Here is a 22,573-nt window from a genome sequence, read left to right as displayed (position 1 = left end):
TTTCTCTGATTATTGGATATTTACTTGTTTTGTTCGGATTCCTTTTGTTTCCAATCTTATCCTGGGCTCAGAACAATGATTCACTTTTGCGCAGATTGGAAAAACAACAGTTTGAAAATTCGCCAGAACAACTCCTTTCGCAACTTCAGCAAGTAGATGAAGCGCTTTTGAATCGGAAAATCACCTTTTCTCTTCCTGAAAATATTCGTTTTGCAGCCATCAAAATGGCCTATTTCAACTCCAATGGAGAAGGCGACAAAGGTCTCTTGCTTGCGGACTCACTTCAAAATATTCCTGAATATAAGACTCTGCCTGAGGAGGCTTGGGCCAGCATTTACTTTCAGAAAGGAGACATTTATCTCTACCAGGAAAAAATGCTGGAATCCAGTCGCAATTATGCGCGTGCAATCCAACTTTATGAACTTCAAGCCAAGCCCAATTTTTCCGAACTGGCCCTTTGTCATAACAACCTGGGCTATGTTCAGGATATCCTTGGTTTTCAGAACCGCTCAAAGCAAAGTTATTACCGAGCATTTGAAATATGGAAAACGAGTCACTTGGATGAATTTTCGAATATTTCAACTGTACTGAATAACCTGATATTTGCTGAAATAGAATATGGCAACTATACGGCAGCCGAGGAGCTCTTGGCCTTTTTTCAAAGGTATGTGACTGAGACCAAAAAGTCCTTTGGATTATCTGAAATCGAGGAATTAGATCTTGAAATGAAGCTTCTATTGAACTTTTCCAGGTTTTATGGAGCCACAAAAAATGACCGGCAATTGGATCGGATATTAATTCAAGCTGAGGCGATAATCCGACATGCACCTCGGGATTTTTTTGAGGAACAATGGGGAGTAATGGCCGCGATTTATGAAGAAGCAGGTTTTCTCCAAAAGGAGATGAAAAACTTCCAAGCGGCAGTAGGCTACTACGAACGAATGAAATCCCTTCCTCTTTCGGGATTTTTTCAGATGAAATATCTTGCCAACCAGGCCATAGTATATTATGATGCAGGTGAAAATCAAAAATCGCTCGACTATGCGCAAAAAAGCTTAAGCCTCCTGGAACGATACGGATTTGGAGGTTCAAGTGGTTTTTCATTACAAGTTTTACAGGCGGATCTTTTGAATCGTCTCGGAGAGGAAGGAAAATCCATGGAGATGTTGGAAAAAATGTTGAGTGATCTCCTCCAAAAGCCCATTAATCGTAAAGGGATTGCAGAACTTACCTATTCGGATTTTAAGCAGTTGAATAATGAACGGTACCTCACCATCTTGATCAAATCCGGTCAGATTTTAATGCGGATGGGCAAGAAAAATTCTAATCTTCAAGATTTGAGTTCTTCTCTGAATTTGTTTCAGGTGGCAGGGGAGATGTTTCAGGAATATTACCTGAAGGGAAGTTACACCCAATCCTTGGAAGAGATAAACAAACAGATTCAGGAAGGCATTTTTTCGCTTTGGAATGAAAATGGGCTGCTCACCTCTGAAAAGAAGATCCGCCTATTGGAGTTAGTGGAGCGAAATGATTCGCAACAGGGCTGGAAAAAATTTCTAAGCAAAAATGAGGAGTTCCTTGGTTCTACTTCTGAATTTTTAAAAGAGCTTAATCTAAAAACCATAGAGCTGAATCAAGGTCAGTTATCCCAAGGCAGGGAAAAGAGTCTCCGTGAAGAACTTCACCAAATAGAAAAAAGGATTCAGGAAGAGGAAGCTTACCGTTTCTATAACAGGCCTTTTGACATTCTATCATTTCAAAGGGACCTACCTCCAAATTTGTCAGTGTTGAAATACCTGGTGACCGAAAAGCAAATTTTCGCTTTATTGATTCATCAGAACGATCTTCAGGTTTATTCCTTGGCCCCGGTGGAGATGGTCAATTCCTGGGTGGAGGAGTTTCGAAATTCCATGGTTCGCTTGGATGATAGTTACCGATCTCCTGCTGCCACACTTTACCGACTGCTGGTTTCTCCTTTTGCCGAATCTCTGAGGGAAGAGATTTATATTCTTCCTGACGATCGGCTGCATGGGATACCTTTTGAGGCGCTGATAGATGAAAAAGGAGATTTTTTGGTTCAGAATCATTTCATGTCTTACCAGCAATCTTTTCGAGAGATGGCCTATGAAAGTCCAAAAAATGATCGTTTTGGGGCTGATTTCTTGGTAGCTTTTGCGCCAGACTATCAGGGTACTGGCTATCAGGCTATTAAAAACAATCTCGAGGAGGTAGTCAACTTGACGGGATTGGTGGACGGTAAGGCTATGATTGGTCAACATGCCAATAAGACTGCTTTTATCAACAGCCTAACAGATTATCAGATACACCATCTGGCTATGCATGCAGAGCAAAATCCGGTAAACTATGAGGAGTCTGCCTTGATTTTTTCAGGGGGAGATAAGCTACTCCTGAGAGACCTATATCAGGTAAATTTCCCCTCCGAACTTGTGGTCCTTAGCGCATGCCAAACAGGAATGGGCAAACTGATGCCTGGAGAGGGGCTAATGAGCCTTTCCAAGGCCTTGAATTTGGCAGGCGTCAAAAGTACCGTTTACAGTCTTTGGGCGATCCCCGATAAGGAAACGGCCGAGGTTATGCTCAATTTTTACAGAGGCATCAAAGCGGGAAAACCAAAGCACATCGCCTTAATCCATGCGAAGAGGCAGTTTATTCAGGAAAACCCTTTAAAAAATCATCCGCTTTTTTGGTCAGGATTTGTTCTCAATGGCAAAACAGACCCGCTGTCTTCCTCTTGGTGGTCCAAAGAGGCGAAATTTGCCATGGTTTTCGGATGCCTTGGATTAGTGTTGGGATGGATTATTTTTCTCCGAAAGTCCAGAAAAAGACCTGGTTCACTTTAGTTTTTCCAGAATTTCCTGAGCACGGTTCTGGAGAGGGTGCCCTGGGGAAGCAGCCACTTTTGTCATGAGTGATTTTCCTTCGGGAAGCTTATTGAGCAAGAAGTATCCCAAGGCCTCAAACCAAATTGCGGTGATTTTGTCGGGTTGGGAGGCATTTTCATTAACTTTCTGAAATAAGGGAATGGCTTTTTCCGGTCTACCTAGTTCCAATTGGCAAATCCCCGAATAAAATGCGGCATAATCACCCCCTGCTTCATTCTGTAGCCGGTCAAACAGGCTGGCTGCATTTTCAAAGTCGCCATTGTCAAAAGCCAGAAAGGCATCTGATTTTAGAGTTGATTCTTGATCACCTCTTACTGTGGGTGCTACCAGATTGGGATAAGTTTCATAATAGCTCTTGAATAATTTTTCCCCCGGATTCATACTCAAGTTGATCCAAAGGAAAAAGCCGGTTATAACTATCAGACAGGCGGCAATTCCTGAAAAGAGCCATGACTTGACAGGGCTTGAGGGCTTTTGGCGGTCTTTTTCCTCTTGATCAATTTCTTTCAAAATGGCTTTGAGGTCGTTTCTTTCCTGTAAGGTTACAGCAATTTTGACCTTTTTATGCTCCTCAAGCAACTTTTTATATTCAGGTTGCTCTTCAAGTAATTTTTCGAACAGTTCTTGGTCTTCAGGACTGAGTGTTCCTTCAAGATAGGCGTTGATAAGTTCTTCCTGGTCCATATTAGGTTTGGTTCAAGGTGTCTTTGAGGCTTTTCAGGCATCGGGATTTAGTACTCTTCAGGACCTCTTTGGAATCATATCCCATGATTTGGCATATTTCATCGAGGGATTTGGCTTGATAGTAAAAGAGTCGGAGAATCTCCCGGCATTTTGGTCCAAGATTTTCGAGTTTTTGGCGAAGTCTGAGGATCATTTCATCCTTGGTTTCTTCCTCAAAGCTTTCCGATATCAGTTCTTCCTTGACCTCTTCTGTCAGTTCACTGGTCAGGTGATTCTTTTTCAGGCTTTTAAACAGGATAAATTTTCCAACAGAATACAAATAGGTTCCGATACTGGAATTGAGCGTTTGAATTTTTCCTTTTTGAGCATTTTCTGCCAACACAATGATGGCATCCTGATAGGCATTGTCAATCAGGTCATCATCTGAGGTATAGCGTTTCGCAAAGAGCCTGAAGCCTTTTTTATGCGAGAGATAGATTTGTTTTAAGGTTTCCCGATCACCTGCTTTCAGCAGTTCCAGCTGCTTTTCTTTCACATCCATTGGTTCAAAAAGTATGGAAAAGTAAACATAGATTTTTTCGGATAAGAAGCAAAAGATATGATTTAAGAGGTTAGACAATGGACTGGAGACATAAGATGCAAGAAGCGAGACACAGGAATCAAGATCCAATAGGCTATTATGGGGAAACCTATCTAGCTGGACAAAGTCTTATTCTTGACTACTCAACTTTTTTCACTTTGATAAATGGGTATGATATAAAAGCGCAAAAAAATCTCAATGGTATGTTTACTTCTCCATCGCTGATGCACTAACAGAGGAATTTAACCTCATCGCATCATGAAAAAATTTTTAATCCTGGGACTTTGCATCGGAATTGTGGTTCAGGGGCATGCCCAAAATCTGGGTAGGAGAATTGTAATCAATACCAAATCCCAAACCGAAGGAAAAGTAGAAAACAAAACTTCGGAAACGGTTGACAAGGCCTTCAATAAAATGGAAGAAGGGGTCAATAATCTTTTCAAAAAAAAGGGTAAAGCGGATAAATCAGGAGAAGGGGACGAGGAGTCGGAGGCCGAAACCCAAAGCTATGATGAAAATGGAAGGAGCTCTTCACCATCTCAGGTAATTGAGACGGATGGGAATGCATCTGCGAAAATCCAGGCTTATTCCAACTTTGACTTTATACCCGGTGAGCGGGTGATTGCTTTTGAGGACTTTTCTCAGGATGCAGTCGGTGATTTTCCGGCTCGGTGGAATACCAATTCTTCCGGTGAAGTGGTAACGATCGAAGGGCTTGAAGGCAAATGGTTGGTTTTTTCTGACGAGGGCGTACTTTATCCTGAATTTGTAGGGGCACTTCCTGAGAACTGTACCATCGAGTTTGACCTCGCAGTAATCAAAGAAAATGCAGTGTTGACCAAATTGGCCTTTATTGATGAAAATCACAGCGCTAACATTCTGGATTTTGGTACTGCGAATGCCACGATTATTGAGCTCGAACCTAACACTGGAAACACGGCAATTTTCTCCTATAATATCAACGGGGATGCAGTAGTCGAAAACGTAAAGCCTCAAAAGCAATTTTTTATTCCCAATGGAGAGGAATATGCCTTTGTCAAAGTGTCAATCTGGAAGCAAAAATCAAGGCTTAGGGTTTACCTCAATGAATCCAAGGTATGGGATATTCCCAGGGCTTTTCAGTCGGAAGGTAAGTATCGGTTTGTTCTTGGGACCGCAACATTTTTCGTGGAAAACAGAGAGTTTTTGCTTTCTAATCTCCGGTTTGCAGTGGGGCAGCCCGATACCAGATCCAAGTTGATCACCGAAGGCAAGTTGATCACGCAAGGGATCGTGTTTGATTCTGGTTCGGCCACAATCAAGCCGGAATCCTATGGAATTCTAAAAGAAATCGCCGGAGTCCTTACAGAAAACCAATCTGTGAATGTACATATCATCGGTCATACAGACAGTGATGGAGACCTTAGCCTAAATCAAACCCTTTCTCAAAAGCGAGCTGAAGCGGTCAAATCAGCGCTTTCGGGTCAATTTGGCATTGATGAGGCCCGTATGAGTACAGAGGGAAAAGGGGAATCCGAGCCTATAGCTGATAATGGGAGCTCGGATGGTAAAGCGCAAAATCGTCGGGTGGAATTCATCAAAAAGTAAGCGATGAAAACTCAGATTTTCTACGTGCTGATTCTTCTGGGAATGGTTTCCTGTGGAGAAAAAGGCAATTCCAATGCCCTCGAAGAGGCTGTGAAATTGGCCGAGTCCAAAGGATTGTTTGAAGCAGCAAAAGCCTATGAAGGCAAACTGAATGAACTGCTCACGCTGGAAATGGCGGCAAATACAATGGGTTTTCCTGCGCAAGAGGCTGATGTGGATTACAATACCACCCTTTCCAACCCATCTTTTCATGCGCTCAATTACACGTGGGACCGAGGTCGAACCCGCCCAATGACCGTAGGGAATATGACGGTACAGGTGCCTGACTTGGATCGACTTGAACTTAGTGGTATTCAGAAAATCAGCAAGAAGGATTTTGAATTTCAATATCGGGTCCTGTCTCCCGAGGAGGTTCAACAATCCAATCAATTGATGAAGGACGCACTCCAAGACCGGGTGAGTAAGGGAGAAATCACGCAGGATCAAGCAGATTTGGCAGGTGGATTCGGTGCGGGACTGGCTGGAAACCAGACCCGCGAACAGGTGACAGAAGTCGGGGAGGCTGCCACGTGGATGCCTGAGGACGCTTCACTCTATGTTTATCAGGATGGCTTTATGTTTCGGCTGACGATCAATCAAGCAGGGGAATCTTCGGTCCTCAAGCAAAAGCTTATCCTACTGGCCGACCAGATTCTGAACAAACTATAACTCATCGCATTATTCTTCTTTTCCATAAACTTCTTTCAAAATGAAAAATCTTCATTTCGTTCTACTCTTGCTTTGTGCGATGGTTTTTTCCGCCAAAGCCCAAAATCTCAACTTTGTCAATATCAATGCTACCCAAAATATCCCACGATTTGAGGTCAAGAACAATCAAACCACACTTTACCACATGGTGGGGGGGAAGCAGGTGTTGATGCAGACTTGGAATCAAGTTCCGCAGTTTTTCAACGATGAGGATCGCATCAATCGGTATAAAATGACAGTTTCCCGGGAGGATAAGCTGGCTCGCCGAACTTATGAGGTTTTCTATAGCTTTTCCCGTGATGCCCAAGCCTATGATGGCTATATCAAAACCACTATACGCTACAAGGATTCGAGGCCTAGCAAGGTAATTGAAGATTTCTTTGTGAACAGAACGGCATCCCAATGAGCAACCTGATATGGTAAGGTACTGTAAACCATGCAATTGAATTTTGTATAGAAAATTTTGATTTCATTTCACAGAATTTTAACTCTTATGTATATCCATCGAATTTTAAGTTTGCTTTTTTTTCTCCTCTCAGGAGTCACCTATGCCCAAATGTGGGAAGGGACCTATCAAACCCAATATGGTCCCGTGAAACTGGTTTACGAAAACGGAATCTACTACGGGGATTATGCCGGAAATGGGACCATTTTGGCTTTTGAGTACTTCAACCGGGACCATGAACTACACGGGGTGTTTTTCAATGGCAATGCCCGGGGAAAATTTCTGTGGAGATCAGGAGCAGATCTTCAAGCTCAGGGATTTAGCGGACACTTTGCTTACGATAATTCCATTTCACTCCAAGATTTACGAGGCAAGGGAGTTTACTTTATCTCTGATTTTCAAACCGGAAATACTCAATTCAATTGGAATGGGAAACGCACGTCCACCAGTAAAGTGAGCAATCTGGAAACAGGAGTTTGGTCGGGAAAGTGGAAAACCAATTTTGCCGAGCTTGACTTACAGCAGGTAGGAAATCGAGTCACGGGCAAGTATGGGAGCCTGGGAGATATTGATGCCACCTTTGACAAAGGGAAGAAAATCCTGAAAGGAACCTTCACCAACAATGGCCGCACCGGGTACCTGGAATTTGCATTTTCTGGAAATGAATTTCAAGGAAAATGGGGATGGAATCCAGAAATGACAGAATCTCCTGCATGGTCGGGAAATAAAATCGTCAAATCCAATAGAGCCGTAACGGCTCCGGTTATCGCCTCGGCCACCAAAAAAATCACCGTTAGACTGGGGTCAATCCTGGCACAGGAAATACCGAGCCATAGAAATCCGGAGATTTATGGGTTTGCGGGAGTCAGAATGTATCGGGTTACCTCCGGTGGAAGAGAGGAGATCCGACCTTTTGGAAATAAATCGGCGAATTACTTTGATCGGACCGAATCCAATCCTTTTTCAAGAGATTCCCGATATGATTACCGGGTAGATTTACCAAACACACCTGAATATATCCGGGATTTTACCATTTCTAGTCAAGATTTGAATAATCCGGAGGTGGATATTGAAGTGGAGATTTGGCACCATATCAAAGGGAAAGTACTGGGTCCCAACTTTGATATGGGATATTACAAAGAGGTTCTTAATCTGGAAGCGATCAATTTTGAAAGTGGTGGTCTGTTGAGAGTGGGACAAGGATACCGAAATGGTCAAAGACAGGGTAATCTGAATTCCAAATCCCAAGCGATGGTATATGTGACCGGGTTGTAATTCCATGGTTGATTATTTGCAATTCTGTCTGCCGCTTTGACGTAAACCTCTCTCCGGCGTCTTTGGTGACGAATTGCAGACCTCAGTTGCAGGTTTGCATGAACCCGAGTTACCCCAAATGATCAACCTCAACTACCCCGAATCCCAAAAATGAAAGAAATCCTATGGTAAGCACTGACTATACAAGATTTTAAACTCATCCATTCGCTTGCTGACAAAACAGCAGTTATTCTCCAAGTATACTATGAAACCAAGGCCTTGGAATTTATCAATCAGGTAATCTTAGACTAAGAGATTTATGCGCAGCGTTACTGGTTTAAGCTTTTAGAAAACCTGAACTTCAAACGAAATGGTAAAGCGGCCTTTCAAGTGTGAATTTTGAGCAATAGAAGCTTGAAAAAAAATCACAGAATTTTCTTTTGGAAAGAATTCATTTGATTTCATGATTGGAATAATGGGAATATTCAGTGTTTTATAATTATCTGAATAACAGTTGTTTTGTAGAAATTTGGAATAAAAAACAAAGAGAAAATCCGGACCTTTTCGATGGGTATTTACCAAACTTAATTTGGTCATAAAAAATCTCTTTTTCCTTCATCCAAGTGCTGTTTTTTGAGGATTTTTCTTGATCTACATTTGAGGTTATGCTGTTTGCAGCATTTCCCATTTATGAAAAAAAACGGTCTTACGGTTGCCATTTTGGTAGCCATGTTCCTCGGTCTGATTGTGGGCTATTCGATTCACCAATCCGGCAATCAGGAGCTCATCGACAGCTACAGTAAGAATATCAAACTCCTCGCTACGATTTTCATCCGACTGGTTCAGATGATTATTGCCCCTTTGGTATTCAGTACTTTGGTGGTGGGGATCGCAAAGCTCGGTGATATTCATGCCGTCAGTCGAGTAGGTTCCAAAGCCTTGATCTGGTTTTTCTCGGCTTCCTTGATCTCCCTGATGATCGGTTTGGTGATGGTCAATTTTTTTGAACCCGGAGTAGGAATGAATTTAAGTATATCCGATGCTTCCGGAGTTGCGGATGTGACAGGAAAAACCCAAAATTTTTCCCTTCAAAATTTTGTGGAGCATATCGTTCCCAAAAGTGTGATTGAAGCCATGGCCACAAACGAAATTCTACAATTGGTGGTCTTTTCGATCTTCTTCGGGATTGCTCTTGCAGGATTGGGGTCCAAAGGTAATTCCCTGATCAAAGCTTTGGACGTAGTCTCCCACGTCGTGTTGAAAATGGTAGGGTATGTGATGAAGACTGCCCCATTGGGTGTTTTTGGAGCCATTTCGGCCGTGATCGCCACCAGAGGGTTGGATATCCTGTTGACCTATGCCAAATATTTTGGAGCATTTATCGCGGGGATAGCCGTGCTTTGGGTGATTTTGCTGCTGGTGGGTTATATGATTTTAGGCAAAAGGCTGGGCAGCTTGCTTAAGCGATTGTTTGGCTCGATGGTAATTGCCTTTAGCACCACCAGTTCTGAGGCGGTATTTCCCAAATTGACCGAAGAACTGGAGCGATTTGGATGCAAAGACCGTATTGTTTCCTTTATCCTTCCTTTAGGCTATTCCTTCAATTTGGACGGAAGTATGATGTACATGACCTTTGCCAGTATTTTTATAGCGCAGGTTTATGGAATCGAGCTTGATTTGGGCACACAATTGACCATGCTTTTGGTTTTGATGTTGAGTAGCAAAGGAGTGGCTGGAGTTCCCAGAGCGAGTTTGGTGGTGGTAGCAGCTACCTGTGGGATGTTTGGTGTACCGGTTGAGGGAATTGCCTTGATTTTGCCGATTGATCATTTTTGTGATATGTTCCGAAGTGCTACCAATGTCCTGGGAAATGGACTGGCCACCGCGGCAGTTTCCAAGTGGGAGGGTGAGTTAGAGTCAGAGCCGCTTCCTGCTGTGGAGGAAAAAGTGCTGGTTTAAACCGGATGTTGAATTAGGGTCCGTAGTGGCCAGTCTCGAAGCATTTTACTTTGAATCGGGAATTCTAATACCAATTCCGGTTTGAGGAAAAAGAGGAGGTATCGCTAACTGATTTTTTTAACCCTGAGCGAATTCGAAGGGTTGATGTTGCCCTTCAGAGAGATTTAGAAAGCTTTTTTTGGGTACGCAGTTTGAAGTAGTATTGCCGAAAGATGTTGTACTTTCGTTGGATCCATTTTATTAGAATCTTTTAATTATTCCTGACCATGAAAAAGTTATTTACAAGTTGCGTGGTTGCATTATTCTTTATCGGAGAAATTGTAGCCCAAAATGAAACAGAAAGCCTCGCGGAGGATTGCTCTTGCACGATGGCTTTAGAAAGGAATGATGCTTTACTGTCCAATCATTGGGAGAAGAGAAGTCCTCTTGCTGAAAAACTAGCCAATCATTCCGTATTGGTGTCCATGGACCGATTTGACATGCCCGCAGGTCCTTCTGGATATACGACCGCAATAGGTGTTCGAGGTGGCTATACCACAGGTGTCACATTAAAACACTTTGTAAATAACAAGGCCGCATTGGAGTTGATATTGGGTGCAAGCAGGTGGAGAGGAACCTCTATCACTGGAATTTATGAGTGGCACAAAAAAAACGCCTTGGAAGTACCTGAGTTGAGTTGGGTTTATGGGGTAGGAGCCAGAATCGGATTTTATGATGGTCGGTATTATTATGACGGTTTCCGGGGCCCTTGCAATGATCCAAGAAATCCAAAGTGTCCGGCCTATTGGGGTGACAGGAATTTCGCTGCCATTGGAATTGTTGGGATAGGCGGACTTGAGTATAAGTTTAAAGATGCTCCAATTACAATCGGCTTGGATTTGATTCCCTATTTCTACTTCCAGCATTATCGTGGGAATTTCGTAGATGGAAGCCTTGCCATTCGTTATACCTTGAAATAAATCCTTTTCACTATTGGAGTTCCACTTTTTCCTTGGGCTTATTATTGGAAAAAGGGAAGAGCCAATTACCGGTTGTTACCCTTTGGGAATGGGATGAAAATCTGATTTCCAAAGGGTTTTTCTTTTTATTCCGAGTAGGAAAAAGGCCTTTTCTCAGCTATGGTCTGATTTTTTTCTTTTGGGTTTTCCTTCTTCATTGACTGCTTTGATTTTTACCCTTCGGTATTGAAAAATGATGGACTTAAATATCGTCTGGAAAATACCAGGCATCAGAATTACAAAAATTCAAATAATCTTCGCTTTCACGGCTTAAATTGAATTTTCCCCACCGATTAATCCCTGTTACCGCCATTATAACATTCCTGTTGAAATGAGTGGATAAAGGGATTACATTTAATTTCAAGAATATAAACTAACCATTAAAACTAGAGACCATTGAAAAGAAGAGACTTTCTACATTATTCAGGGCTTGGTTTGGGGGCAATGATGGTCCCAAGTTTGGTGGCTTTCAGCAAACCTGTCGCGGCAGAGCATCTCATCGCTCCCGGCATGGATGCTGCCGCCAAAAAGCTCTTGGCTGATGTGGCACTCAATACGACCAAAAGTCTGGGTGCAACCTACACCGACGTCCGTATCGGCCGCTACCTTCAGCAATACCTGTTTACCCGTGAGAAAAACGTACAGGGAATCACCAATGCCGAGTCTTTCGGAGTGGGAATCCGGGTAATCGCCAACGGTACCTGGGGATTTTCGGCTACTTCCGATGTGACTCCTGACGGGATTAAAAAGTGTGCGGAAACAGCTGTGGCCATCGCCAAAGCCAACTCCAAACTCCAAAAAGAACCCGTAGTGCTTGCCCCTGTCAAGGCTTATGGCGAAGTCAGCTGGAAAACACCCATCCAGAAAAACGCGATGGAAGTACCGGTCAAGGACAAAATCGACTTGTTGCTTTCGGTCAACAACGCTGCCTTGGACAATGGTGCTGCCTTTGTCAATTCTGCGCTTTTCATGATCAACGAGCAGAAGTATTTCGCTTCCACTGACGGTTCTTACATTGATCAGGACATTCACCGCATTTGGCCCAATTTCACCGTGACTGCGGTCAACCGTCAGGAAGGCGTGTTCCGTTCCCGTCAGGCACTGAGCGCACCGATGGGCATGGGTTACGAATATTTGGATGGTTTGGATTCCGAGAAATTCATGAATCCGGCCGGATTCAACAGCTATCGCAACAGCTATGACATGGTGGAAGATGCCGTCACCGCTGCCAAGCATGCAAAAGAGAAATTGACTGCCAAGTCTGTTCTTCCAGGCAAGTATGATTTGATGCTTGATCCGGACCATTTGGGATTGACCATTCACGAGTCAGTGGGTCACCCCTTGGAGTTGGATCGTGTCTTGGGTTATGAAGCCAACTATGCCGGAACAAGCTTCGCCACGCTTGACAAGTGGGAGACCAAAAATTTCAAGTACGGTTCGGATTTGGTCAACATCGTTGCAGATAAAGTCCAGCCCAATTCCCTGGGAAATGTAGGATGGGACGACGAAGGCGTGCAAGCCAAAGAATGGGATTTGATCAAAAATGGGGTGTTGGTGAACTACCAAGCCATCCGCGATCAGGCCAAAATCATCAACGAACCGGAATCTCACGGTTGCTGCTTTGCCGATAATTGGAGTTCAGTGCAGTTTCAGCGTATGCCAAACGTGTCTCTGAAGCCGGGTGAGGCCAAGATGAGTCCTCACGATATGATCATAGACATCGAGAAAGGAATTTACATCCTAGGTCGTGGATCTTATTCCATCGATCAGCAGCGCTACAACTTCCAGTTTGGGGGTCAGCTTTTCTACGAAATCAAAAACGGCCAAATCGCCGGAATGCTCGAGGACGTTGCCTATCAGTCCAATACCCAGGAGTTTTGGAACAGCTGCTCGGCCCTTTGCGACAAAGACGATTACCGCTTGTTCGGTTCTTTCTTCGACGGAAAAGGCCAGCCTTCTCAAGTTTCTGCAGTTTCCCACGGAAGTCCTACCACCCGTTTTGACGGAGTCAATGTCATCAACACCGGTAGATCTATTTAATCCTGAATATTACTATGGCTATACTAACTCAAGAACAAGCTAAAGCGATCATAGATAAGGTGTTGTCTTATGCTAAAGCCGATGAAACCGAGGTGACCATCAGCGGTGGCCGTACCGGAAACATCCGCTATGCCAGAAACACGGTCAATACCAGTGGTGAAACAAACGAGCTCAGCCTCAGCGTCACTTCGGTCTATGGGAAAAAATCAGGCTCTGCCACCATCAATGAATTTGATGATGAGTCATTGAAAAGAACGGTTGCCCGGGCTGAAGAAATTGCCGCGTTGGCACCGGAAAATCCGGAATACATGCCGATGTTGGGTCCGCAGAATTATGCGGCTTCCAAAACTTTTGCAAAAGCTACCGATGCGATCAATCCCGAATATCGGGCACAATTGGCAGTAGACAGCATCAAGCCCTGCGTGGACAATAACCTGACCGCTGCCGGATATTTGGAGGATTTTACAGGCTTTGTGGCGACGGGAAACAGTAAGGGGCTCTTTGGTTACAATCAAAGCACTTCTGTGGAATTCACCATTACCGTCAGATCGGCAGATGGTACAGGTTCGGGCTATGCAGGAAAAGATTTTAACGACGCATCACTTCTGAATGCTAGTCAGGTTACCAATATCGCTGCGCAAAAGGCCATGGCTTCCGTCAATGCCCAAGCCATCGAACCTGGAAAATACACGGTAATCCTTGAACCCATGGCTGCCAATGATCTCCTTAGACTTTTGGCTTCAGGAATGGATGCGAGAAGTGCAGACGAAGGCCGAAGCTTTCTGAGCAAAAAAGGCGGAGGTACCAAGTTGGGCGAAAAGCTATTTGACGAACGGGTGACGATTTATTCCGATCCGAATCATCCGGATATTCCGGCTGCACCTTGGTCAGGAGAAGGATTTCCTTTGGAAAAGACCACCTGGGTGGAAAATGGCGTGGTAAAAAACATGTTTTATTCCCGCTATTGGGCACAGAAGCAAGGGGTAAACGTGGTGCCAAGACCTCAGGGATTCATCTTTGCCGGAGGCGATCAGTCTTTGGCGGACATGATCCGAAATACCGAAAGAGGAATTTTGGTTACCCGTTTCTGGTATATCCGTGCTGTAGATCCTCAGACTTTGCTCTACACAGGCTTGACCCGTGACGGTACATTCTACATCGAAAACGGTCAGATCAAATTCCCGGTGAAAAACTTCCGATTCAACGAAAGCCCCATCATCATGCTCAACAACATTGAAGCAATGGGCAAGCCCGAGCGAACCGGTGGAAACATGGTGCCCCCGATGAAGATCAGGGACTTCACCTTTACCTCATTGTCGGACGCTGTTTGATTTATATAGATTGTTTATCTCTAATGTAAGTGGTGAGTGGTAAGTTGTGAGTAGTTAAACTTACTGTTTACCACTTACTACTTACAAAGGAGGTACACAAATCCACTTCCATCATGTCCACATTTTTCTTCACTCGCATCAAATACACCTCAGGCAATTGGGATACGGATCAGCGCATGCCGTCCAATATCCTGCACAGCCTGGTGGAGTACACCACGATTCCGGTGGACGAAAAGGAGCGCGTGATCGAGTTGAGCAGTGAGGAGATTTACAAAAGTCCCTTTTGCTACCTCAGTGGACACAAGCTCGTGGAGTTTACCCAACAGGAGCGGCAGATCTTCAAAACCTATGTGGAGCGGGGAGGTTTTGTCTTTGTCGATGACTGCAATCATGACATTGACGGACTTTTCGCCAAATCCTTTGAAAAAGAAATGGCCCGAACCTTTGGCCCTGAAGCTTTGCAAAAAATCCCAAACGACCACTGGCTTTACCGATGCTTTTTTGAGTTTGAAGACGGTCCGCCTACCACTTCCTTCGAGCTCAACGGCTGGGGAGATGACTTGGTGCACGACTACCTCAAAGCAATTCAGATCAACGGACGGATCGGTGTCCTGTACAGCAATAAAGACTATGGCTGCGAATGGGATTACGATTTCAGAAATAAGCGCTTTAACAAAATCGACAATACCCGATTCGGGGTCAATATTGTCGTCTACGCATTAACCTAAATCTATGTATCCCAAAACTTTCGCTCAACCAAAGGATTTAAAAGTTTGATGCTGGATTTTGCCAAATTCCCCCTTATCAAGGGGGTTAGGGGGATTTAAACCTCGAAATGAATTCAAATTTTATTTATTCGTGAAACAATCCAAAAGTCATTAACCTAAACCAACTTGGAAACCGAACTCATCAAATACCAACAGCTCGTGGAGAAGATTCCCCAGCTGAAAAAAGAAATTGCCAAGGTCATTGTCGGACAGGAGGAAGTTCTGGATGAGGTGATCATCACGCTTTTGGCTGGAGGTCATTGTTTGCTCGAAGGTGTTCCCGGTTTGGCAAAAACCCTGATGGTCAAAACCATCTCCGAAGTGATGGAGCTGAGTTTTAAGCGGATTCAGTTTACACCTGACCTGATGCCCGGTGACATCATCGGGACAGAAATCCTCGAGGAAGACCACAGTACGGGAAAGAAATTTTTCCAGTTTAACCAAGGGCCGATCTTCGCCAATATGGTTTTGGCCGATGAGATCAACCGAACTCCTCCCAAAACTCAGGCAGCTTTGCTGGAAGCCATGCAGGAAAAACTGGTGACCTATGCAGGCAAAAATTATCCGCTTCCTGATCCTTTTTTGATCATCGCCACCCAAAATCCCATTGAGCAAAGCGGAACCTATCCGCTTCCCGAGGCACAGCTGGACCGATTCCTTTTGTACATCAAGTTGGGCTACCCTTCCGAGCATGAGGAATTGGAAGTGCTTCAAAAAACCACCGGAACCTATAAAGCAAATCCCCAAAAAGTACTCAGCGGATCTGAAGTCAAGCAGCTCCAGGAACTCACCAGACAAGTTCACCTTGATTCGGCACTATTGGCCTATATCAATCGCCTGATCCGGGCGACGAGATTAGAAACTACTTCAGTTGCCGAAGTGAAAAACTACGTGGAGTGGGGTGCAGGTACCCGTGCCGGACAGGCTTTGGTCCTTTGTGCCAAAGCCAGGGCAATTGTCAAAGGCCGTTTTTCCGTGATTCCGGAGGATATTCAGCACCTGATCTATCCGGTCTTGAGGCATCGGATTTCCCTGCATTTCCGTGCGGAAGCCGAGCAGTTGGATACCGATTTTATCATCAAAAAGATCCTCGAGCAAGTTCCTGTTCATGCCAAGTAATCTGGAGATCATCAAGCTCAACGACCTGCGCCTTGCTGCCCGATTGATCAGTCAGCAGCTGCGGCAGGGGATCCACTCGGGCATTCGGGTGGGTGTCGGCAGCGAGTTTGAGCAATACCGGCATTATCAGCCCGGGGATGATCTCAAACGGATCGACTGGAAGTATTTTTCCAGGTCCGGCAAGTACATGATCAAAGAATCCACCACGGAAAGCAACCTTCAAATCCGTCTGATGCTGGACCTTTCCGGTTCGATGAATTATGTGGAAAATGACTTTTCCAGATTGGATTATGCCAAAAACCTGATCGCTTCTTTGGCCTATCTGGGATTTCTGCAGGGGGATGCTTTGAGTTATTTTACCCTGTCCGAAGGGAAAATCGAGCAGAAAGTAGCGCCAACACCCAAAAGTTTCCAAAGGATTTTATTGTTTTTGGAGCAGGCCAAAGCTGGCGGTTCCTGGCCATTGCAGCCGATTTCGGATTCTTTTCTTCAGGGAAAAGAGCGAGAATTGGTGATCTGGGTGTCTGACTTTTTACAGAAAGAATCCGAATGGGAAAACCTCATTAAAGCTTTCAATCATCCCAGAAAAGAGCTGATGTTGATTCAGATTTTGGGTGAACAGGAGTTGGACTTCAAGCTGGAGGGGAACTTTGTTTTTCGGGATTTGGAGTCCGGACAGGAAGTTGTGCAGGATGCAAGGGCGATGCATACCCAGTTTCGCGAGAGGTTTCAGGCCTATCTCGATCACTTGGATCAAACTTTCCAGGCCCCGAATGTGCAATTGATCCGGGTTTCCATGAAAGAACCTTTGGCCGGAGTGATCCGACAGATTTTGAACCGAAAAAAGCTAGCCTGATGGAGTGGATTCAGCCGACTTTGCTTTGGGGAATGTTGGGTTTGTCGATCCCTGTTTTGATCCATTTGTGGAATGGAAAAAAGGGCAAAGTAATCGCTTGGGCAGCTTTTCCCTGGTTGGATCCCAAAGAATCCCAATCCAGCCGTTCGGTCAAACTGGAAAATTGGTTGTTGCTTTTGATCCGAATCCTGTTGTTGACCACGCTTGTTTTTTTGTTGGCCGGATTGATTTGGAAAAGGTTTGAAGGAGGGAGAGAATATAAGGTTGTCCATTTGGTTTGGCCGGATGAGCAAGTGGAGGCGGAGTTTCGGTTTGAACTGGAGCAGGCGACTCAAAAAGGGCAGGAAGTCCGCTGGTTAGGAGCGGGTTTGCCGGACTATCAAGGGGAGCAGATTTCGGGGGTGGGATTTTCTTTGGAAAAATTGCAGGACTATCTGGATGAGTTGGATTCTGACATAGATTCGATTTACCTGTACACGGGATTGCAGGCTTCCTATTTTCAGGAAAACACCTACTGGCTACCGCAAAAGCCGGTTTTTCGGATAGCTGAAAATTACATCGCCAAAGTCAAAAGCCCTGCCATTGCCTTGGAATCCGGGAAGTTTTTGGAGCTGGATTTGGAAGGGATTTTGGTGAAAACCTCTGCAACAACAAACTCCTCCCAAGCGATTTCCGGCACCATTCCTGTTGCTTTTCTCTCTTTAGAAAAGGAGAAAAAAGAAGCGATCCAGTCCGCCCTAGCAGCCATCGAAGAGGTCTATGGATTGAAGTTTACCGAAAGTGATTCGATTCAATCCCTGTTTCTTTTTTCAGAAACTTTTCTCCCAAACCTCAAGAAAAATCAATTGCTTTTTCTCACTGAAAATCATGGAGATAAGGTCTCGCATCAAGTTTTTGCCTTAAGTGATTTGATTAACCTGAACTGGGAGGAAACTTTGGAAAAGGGTCTTCTTCCGGAGTTGATTTTAAAGCCGATTTTGACTCATTTGGAAGTGGAAAAAACTGATCTGAAAATCAGCAAAAACCAACTTGAGCAAAGGTTTTCAGCTATTCCAAAATCTCATTTGACCAAGTCCGCAAACATGAATGAATTGTTCTTGATTCTCTTGGTGATACTCTTCGCTGTCGAACACTTCCTAGCCTACCGCGCCAATCTGTGAAAACGCTCCAATCCCATATCGCCTCGATCGAGCGTCAGCTTTCGGCCAATCTTTGGTTAAAGGCTCTTTTGCTTGGAGTGAGTTTGGCCTTGATTCTTGGTTTTTGGTGGGAAAACCAAATCTGGAAAAGTGTCCTTACAGGTGGAGGAACAGTTGGGATAGCCTATGCTTTGGGGGCTTTTCGAAGCCAAAAGAAAAAAGCGGTACAAGTCCTTCATCAGCAAGCCGGAAATCTGGAGTTTAGCCTGGAACTTCTGGAAAAGAGCGAACTCAACATTGCCGATCAACTCCAAATCACTCGCATTACAGCCCAGATTCCACCAAAAATCTCGGTTTTTGGAAAAGGGCTGTTGCCGTTTGTCGCCGTGTTTGGTGCGTCGCTTTTGCTCACTTTTCTACTTCCTTTTTTAGCCAATCCAAGTCAAGACTTAGAACCCGACATAAAGACTTCTCAGGAAGTATCGTTGGTGAGCGAGGATAATCCAAAGCTTCCCATACTCCAATCTGCCCAAGTGGAGATTCAGGCTCCCGCCTACACCCGTTTGCCTGCACAAACCGAAACCAATCTGGATATCAAAGCCCTGAAAGGTTCTCGTTTGACCTGGGATTTGACTTTCAAAAATGGACAGGATTTGGAGGTTTTTCTGGTGAATTCCTTGGGAGAAAAGCTTCCATTTCAATCCCATTCAGGCGGATTTCAACTCCAGGAGCAACTCACGGGTTCAGGGATTTATTCCATTCAGGCTTTCCGAATAGATGAATCCGTCTTTCAGTCTGAGTTTTACACTTTGGAGTCGGTGGAGGATTTGAGTCCGGTGATTGAGCCTGAAGAGAAAGAGACCTACAAATTCTTTTTCCCCGGAAACAATCCCAAAATTCCCCTCAAAGCGCAGATTTCCGATGATTTTTCGGTTCATGAAGTGGTGATTGTAGCGACTTTGGCAAGAGGAAGAGGAGAGAATGTGAAGTTTCGGGAGACTCAGTTACCGGTTGAAAACAGGCCATTTCAGCAGAAGAACAGCGGGTTGACCTTGGACCTTTCCGGCATGGATTTCAAGCCCGGGGATGAGCTCTACTACTATTGGTCTGCAAAAGACAACAGGCAACCCGAAGCGAATTTTTCCCGCTCGGACACCTATTTCATCAAGTATTTCGATGAAAGTGAGGACAGCGAGGAGGCATTTGCCGGCATGGCCATCAACGTGTTGCCGGATTATTTTCGAAGTCAGCGGCAGATCATCATCGATACCGAAAAATTGGTTGCCGAGCGGAAAAATAAAACTGAAAAGGAGTTCAATTTCATCTCAAATGAAATCGGATACGACCAAAAACTGCTACGCCTCCGCTATGGGCAATATCTCGGAGAGGAGTTTGAATCCGATGCCGGTGGAGGAGTGATGGAAGGGCAGGAGGGCGATCTTTTGAGTGGTTATATGCACCTGCACGATCAGGAAGGAGAGCATGATCCGGATTTTAAGGTGGAGGAAGAAAGCCACGAAGGGCATTCCCACGGAGAGGAACAAACATCAGGGGGAGGAATTGAAAGTTTGCTGGCAGACTATATGCATGCACATGACTCAGAGGAACTGAACACCTATTTTGAGAAAAGTACTCGCGGTGCCTTGAAGTCCGCTCTCGAGCAAATGTGGCAGGCGGAGCTGTATTTGCGGCTTTTTGAGCCCGAGAAATCCCTTCCTTTTCAATACAAAGCCCTGGAACTCCTGAAAACTGTGCAGCAAAAATCCCGGGTGTATATCAAGCGAACGGGCTACGATCCGCCGCCGATCAAGGCAGAGGAGATCCGATTGAGCGGAAAATTGGAGCAACTCGGAACCCGATTGGAAAAGGAATTGGCCGAACTGGAGGAGCAGATCGAACCGCTGGCTTCTGAGGTTTTAGGCTTATTACTCAAGCAAGAATTGACTGTTTCCGAAAAGGAAAATGTCAGGCAATTAGGCCAATTGTGGTCAGCACGGATTCAAAATTCCGGAATGGAGGATTGGTCGGTTTTGCTGGCTTTGCAGGAATTGGAAGCCGGAAAATTGGATAAAAAAGGGAAAAATCTATTGAGGAAAAAACTTTATCCTTTAGCCAAAAATTACAAGTTCGTAGACCCAAGTCAGCTGTCCAATCAGGCTTTGAGAGATGCCTTTTTAAAGAAGAATCCATGAGTTTAGACTTTTCGCCGATCGTTTCTCTTCCCTTGCTTTGGACCCTATTGATTTTGGTCTTGGTGATCGGATTGTCTTCGGTGTTTTTCTATCGAAAGAAAGGCGTTTCTATAAATCGTCTATGGGTCAAAACCAGTCTATTTTTCGGATTTTGGGGGTTTTTGGCTTTATCGCTTCTTCGACCACAAGTGCCAATTTCTCAGGAGTCTGAGCCTTGGTTGGTCTATGAAGAAGGCATAGAACAGGCTGAACTTGACTTTTGGAAAGACAGTTTGGGATTGGAAGAAGCGGTCGAAATCTCTGAATTTGACGGACAGTCTGAACGAGTGGTATTGTTGGGAAAGCAATTTTCCAAAGCAGAATTGTATCCGCTTCGGAGTAGAGAGGTAAACTGGGTTTTGCCGATTGAAAATGGGTTGATCCGGGATATTTCCTGGAAAGGCTATGTGCGGAAAGGGGAAAATCAGCGGGTTTTTTATTCCATTTTCTCCTCCCAACCAGACCAATTTCTAAAACTTGGTATTGCAAAAGCCGATTCAGCAACCATGAACTCCGGTTGGAATCAGGGAGTTCTTGAGTTCCGAACCGCAGGTCAAGGTAGGTCGGAGGTTCCTCTGGTTCTGGAAAAAGACACCCTTGCTATCCTTCGCTATTTTATCGGGCCTTCCGTTCCAAAGAAATACCAATTCCAGATGGGATTTCCGAGTGCAGAAAGCCGGACGCTTGCTACCTGGCTTAGGGAAAAAGGAGAAAACGTCAGCGAACAGATTCAGCTTTCCCGGGAGACTTTTTTGCAGACCCAAGAGAATAATGACTCACTACAGATACGCATCATCGATCCTGCCCAACTTTCCCAAAAGGCTGTTCAGGATTGGGTGAAAGCCGGAATGGGAAATCTGATGCTGATCCAAGTCAGCGATCCAAATGCGCTTACCCAACAAGTCAATCGGCTTTTTGGGACGGAATTTGAGTTGGAATCAGCTGGTTCAGAGCTGGAAAACGGTTTGGAAGCTTTGCCTTTCAGATGGAAGGAAAAGCAAGGTCAGAAAGCTTTTCTGGATCAGCGAATCGCTATCCAGCAGGTTGGAAGTTCCCAAGTTGGGATCAGTTTGCTGGAGTCCAGCTATACCCTAGTGATGGAGGGGAAAAAAGAAGCCTATGAGGAGATTTGGGGAGAGGTTTTTGGAGCGATGCAACCGGATGAACCCCGATCCAAACGCTCGAATGCTCCGGTTTTCCAAGGTTTAGAGGCTAATATTCAGCTGTTTGAACAGGACAGTTTGCCGGAGATTTTGAGAGTGGGAGAGGATACGATTTGGCTAAAAATTAATCCGATCAATGAGTTTCAGGCTGAGGGAAATTGGCAGCCAAACGGAACAGGCTGGTTGGATGCAGGAGATGATTTTTCGGTTTACGGTTATGGTTTGGATGAATTCCCGGCTGTGGCGACCGCTCGGTATATTTCAGAACTTCGGCAGAACACCAAAGCAGTAGAAGAAGCCCAGTCTAAACCCATTTCCCCATGGATCGGCTTGATTGGGATGTTGGTGTTTTTGGGTGCGATGTGGGTGGAGCCGAAGCTGCAGTAGCCAACACAAAATGATTTTACCACAGAGTTCACAGGGATCGTGGAAAATATGGAATCTGTGGATTCTATGGACTTGACAGGTATTTTCAGGGTGGGGGTTAGTCAGCTTTAATGTAGCTTTGATGTAGCTTTGATGCAGCTTTGCTACTAGGTTGATGCCAGTTTGATGGGGAGAAACAAGTATTTCAAGAGACCAAGGTTTGGCGGGGAAATTTTTGAACCTGGATTATGCATTAGAATTCGTAGCGAGAACTCAAAATGCAAGAAAATCAGGCACTTTGGAGATCGAGGCGTAGCACCGCTACGGTGAGATCGAAAAGTGAAGTGAAACGACTGATTTTGAAGCATTATGAGGTCGTAGTAGATTTTCTAATGCATATTTCA

17 protein-coding genes are annotated in these 22,573 nt (G+C 44.7%); 15 read left to right on the top strand and 2 right to left on the bottom strand.

All coding sequences use genetic code 11. The features are described 5' to 3' along the window. Positions 1–95 precede the first annotated feature (95 nt). Positions 96–2,861, top strand: a complete 2,766-nt coding sequence (locus tag CLV31_RS09035; RefSeq protein ID WP_181452597.1) for a CHAT domain-containing protein — start codon at positions 96–98, stop codon at positions 2,859–2,861. Here CLV31_RS09035 and CLV31_RS09030 read toward each other — a convergent pair. Beyond that, positions 2,853–3,587, bottom strand: coding sequence for a YbbN family protein (locus CLV31_RS09030; RefSeq protein WP_111392560.1), 735 nt, complete (start codon positions 3,585–3,587; stop codon positions 2,853–2,855). The genes CLV31_RS09035 and CLV31_RS09030 overlap by 9 nt on opposite strands. A 1-nt stretch (position 3,588) precedes the next feature. Beyond that, positions 3,589–4,128, bottom strand: coding sequence for an RNA polymerase sigma factor (locus CLV31_RS09025; protein ID WP_111392559.1), 540 nt, complete (start codon positions 4,126–4,128; stop codon positions 3,589–3,591). A gap of 297 nt (positions 4,129–4,425) precedes the next feature. Here CLV31_RS09025 and CLV31_RS09015 point away from each other — a divergent pair, with 297 nt between their 5' ends. From CLV31_RS09015 to CLV31_RS08945, 14 genes are all read left to right on the top strand, one after another. After that, positions 4,426–5,754 carry an OmpA family protein gene (locus CLV31_RS09015; RefSeq protein WP_111392557.1) on the top strand — a complete coding sequence of 443 codons (1,329 nt, stop codon included), beginning with the start codon at positions 4,426–4,428 and terminating at the stop codon, positions 5,752–5,754. Between the two features lie 3 nt (positions 5,755–5,757). Then, positions 5,758–6,462 carry a hypothetical protein gene (locus CLV31_RS09010; protein WP_111392556.1) on the top strand — a complete coding sequence of 235 codons (705 nt, stop codon included), beginning with the start codon at positions 5,758–5,760 and terminating at the stop codon, positions 6,460–6,462. A 40-nt stretch (positions 6,463–6,502) separates the two neighbouring features. Continuing rightward, complete coding sequence (locus CLV31_RS09005; RefSeq protein ID WP_111392555.1) at positions 6,503–6,907, top strand: hypothetical protein; 405 nt, start codon at positions 6,503–6,505, stop codon at positions 6,905–6,907. 87 nt (positions 6,908–6,994) lie between these two features. Next, complete coding sequence (locus CLV31_RS09000) at positions 6,995–8,221, top strand: hypothetical protein (protein ID WP_111392554.1); 1,227 nt, start codon at positions 6,995–6,997, stop codon at positions 8,219–8,221. Positions 8,222–8,890: 669 nt separating this feature from the next. Continuing rightward, on the top strand, positions 8,891–10,159 hold the full coding sequence (locus tag CLV31_RS08990; RefSeq protein ID WP_111392552.1) for a dicarboxylate/amino acid:cation symporter: 1,269 nt from the start codon (positions 8,891–8,893) through the stop codon (positions 10,157–10,159). A gap of 266 nt (positions 10,160–10,425) precedes the next feature. Continuing rightward, positions 10,426–11,118, top strand: coding sequence for a hypothetical protein (locus tag CLV31_RS08985; RefSeq protein WP_111392551.1), 693 nt, complete (start codon positions 10,426–10,428; stop codon positions 11,116–11,118). A gap of 435 nt (positions 11,119–11,553) precedes the next feature. After that, positions 11,554–13,197, top strand: a complete 1,644-nt coding sequence (locus CLV31_RS08980; protein ID WP_111392550.1) for a TldD/PmbA family protein — start codon at positions 11,554–11,556, stop codon at positions 13,195–13,197. A 14-nt stretch (positions 13,198–13,211) separates the two neighbouring features. Beyond that, positions 13,212–14,528, top strand: a complete 1,317-nt coding sequence (locus CLV31_RS08975) for a TldD/PmbA family protein (protein ID WP_111392549.1) — start codon at positions 13,212–13,214, stop codon at positions 14,526–14,528. 113 nt (positions 14,529–14,641) lie between these two features. Continuing rightward, positions 14,642–15,256, top strand: a complete 615-nt coding sequence (locus tag CLV31_RS08970; RefSeq protein WP_111392548.1) for a DUF4159 domain-containing protein — start codon at positions 14,642–14,644, stop codon at positions 15,254–15,256. Positions 15,257–15,421: 165 nt separating this feature from the next. Continuing rightward, positions 15,422–16,414 carry an AAA family ATPase gene (locus CLV31_RS08965; protein WP_111392547.1) on the top strand — a complete coding sequence of 331 codons (993 nt, stop codon included), beginning with the start codon at positions 15,422–15,424 and terminating at the stop codon, positions 16,412–16,414. Beyond that, on the top strand, positions 16,404–17,270 hold the full coding sequence (locus CLV31_RS08960; protein WP_111392546.1) for a DUF58 domain-containing protein: 867 nt from the start codon (positions 16,404–16,406) through the stop codon (positions 17,268–17,270). The genes CLV31_RS08965 and CLV31_RS08960 overlap by 11 nt, the downstream gene beginning before the upstream one ends. Next, positions 17,270–18,430 carry a BatA domain-containing protein gene (locus tag CLV31_RS08955; protein WP_111392545.1) on the top strand — a complete coding sequence of 387 codons (1,161 nt, stop codon included), beginning with the start codon at positions 17,270–17,272 and terminating at the stop codon, positions 18,428–18,430. The genes CLV31_RS08960 and CLV31_RS08955 overlap by 1 nt, the downstream gene beginning before the upstream one ends. After that, positions 18,427–20,601: a hypothetical protein gene (locus tag CLV31_RS08950; RefSeq protein WP_111392544.1), complete on the top strand. Its 2,175-nt coding sequence runs from the start codon at positions 18,427–18,429 to the stop codon at positions 20,599–20,601. Before CLV31_RS08955 ends, CLV31_RS08950 begins: the two co-directional genes overlap by 4 nt. Then, positions 20,598–22,190 carry a hypothetical protein gene (locus tag CLV31_RS08945; protein WP_111392543.1) on the top strand — a complete coding sequence of 531 codons (1,593 nt, stop codon included), beginning with the start codon at positions 20,598–20,600 and terminating at the stop codon, positions 22,188–22,190. Before CLV31_RS08950 ends, CLV31_RS08945 begins: the two co-directional genes overlap by 4 nt. The last annotated feature ends 383 nt before the right edge of the window (positions 22,191–22,573 follow it).

Origin of the sequence: Algoriphagus aquaeductus (genome assembly GCF_003253485.1) — a bacterium.
Lineage (GTDB): Bacteria > Bacteroidota > Bacteroidia > Cytophagales > Cyclobacteriaceae > Algoriphagus > Algoriphagus aquaeductus.
Note: the sequence above shows the minus strand (reverse complement) of the source record. Positions and strands in the feature narration are given on the sequence as shown.

Bases quoted from the DNA above. Each gene is read 5' to 3' on its own strand.
- CLV31_RS09015 (WP_111392557.1), top strand. From the start codon at position 4,426: ATGAAAAAATTTTTAATCCTGGGACTTTGCATCGGAATTGTGGTTCAG.
- CLV31_RS08960 (WP_111392546.1), top strand. From the start codon at position 16,404: ATGCCAAGTAATCTGGAGATCATCAAGCTCAACGACCTGCGCCTTGCT.
- CLV31_RS09000 (WP_111392554.1), top strand. From the start codon at position 6,995: ATGTATATCCATCGAATTTTAAGTTTGCTTTTTTTTCTCCTCTCAGGA.
- CLV31_RS09030 (WP_111392560.1), bottom strand. From the start codon at position 3,587: ATGGACCAGGAAGAACTTATCAACGCCTATCTTGAAGGAACACTCAGT.
- CLV31_RS08945 (WP_111392543.1), top strand. From the start codon at position 20,598: ATGAGTTTAGACTTTTCGCCGATCGTTTCTCTTCCCTTGCTTTGGACC.
- CLV31_RS08955 (WP_111392545.1), top strand. From the start codon at position 17,270: ATGGAGTGGATTCAGCCGACTTTGCTTTGGGGAATGTTGGGTTTGTCG.
- CLV31_RS09025 (WP_111392559.1), bottom strand. From the start codon at position 4,128: ATGGATGTGAAAGAAAAGCAGCTGGAACTGCTGAAAGCAGGTGATCGG.
- CLV31_RS08975 (WP_111392549.1), top strand. From the start codon at position 13,212: ATGGCTATACTAACTCAAGAACAAGCTAAAGCGATCATAGATAAGGTG.
- CLV31_RS09005 (WP_111392555.1), top strand. From the start codon at position 6,503: ATGAAAAATCTTCATTTCGTTCTACTCTTGCTTTGTGCGATGGTTTTT.
- CLV31_RS08990 (WP_111392552.1), top strand. From the start codon at position 8,891: ATGAAAAAAAACGGTCTTACGGTTGCCATTTTGGTAGCCATGTTCCTC.
- CLV31_RS08970 (WP_111392548.1), top strand. From the start codon at position 14,642: ATGTCCACATTTTTCTTCACTCGCATCAAATACACCTCAGGCAATTGG.
- CLV31_RS08985 (WP_111392551.1), top strand. From the start codon at position 10,426: ATGAAAAAGTTATTTACAAGTTGCGTGGTTGCATTATTCTTTATCGGA.
- CLV31_RS09010 (WP_111392556.1), top strand. From the start codon at position 5,758: ATGAAAACTCAGATTTTCTACGTGCTGATTCTTCTGGGAATGGTTTCC.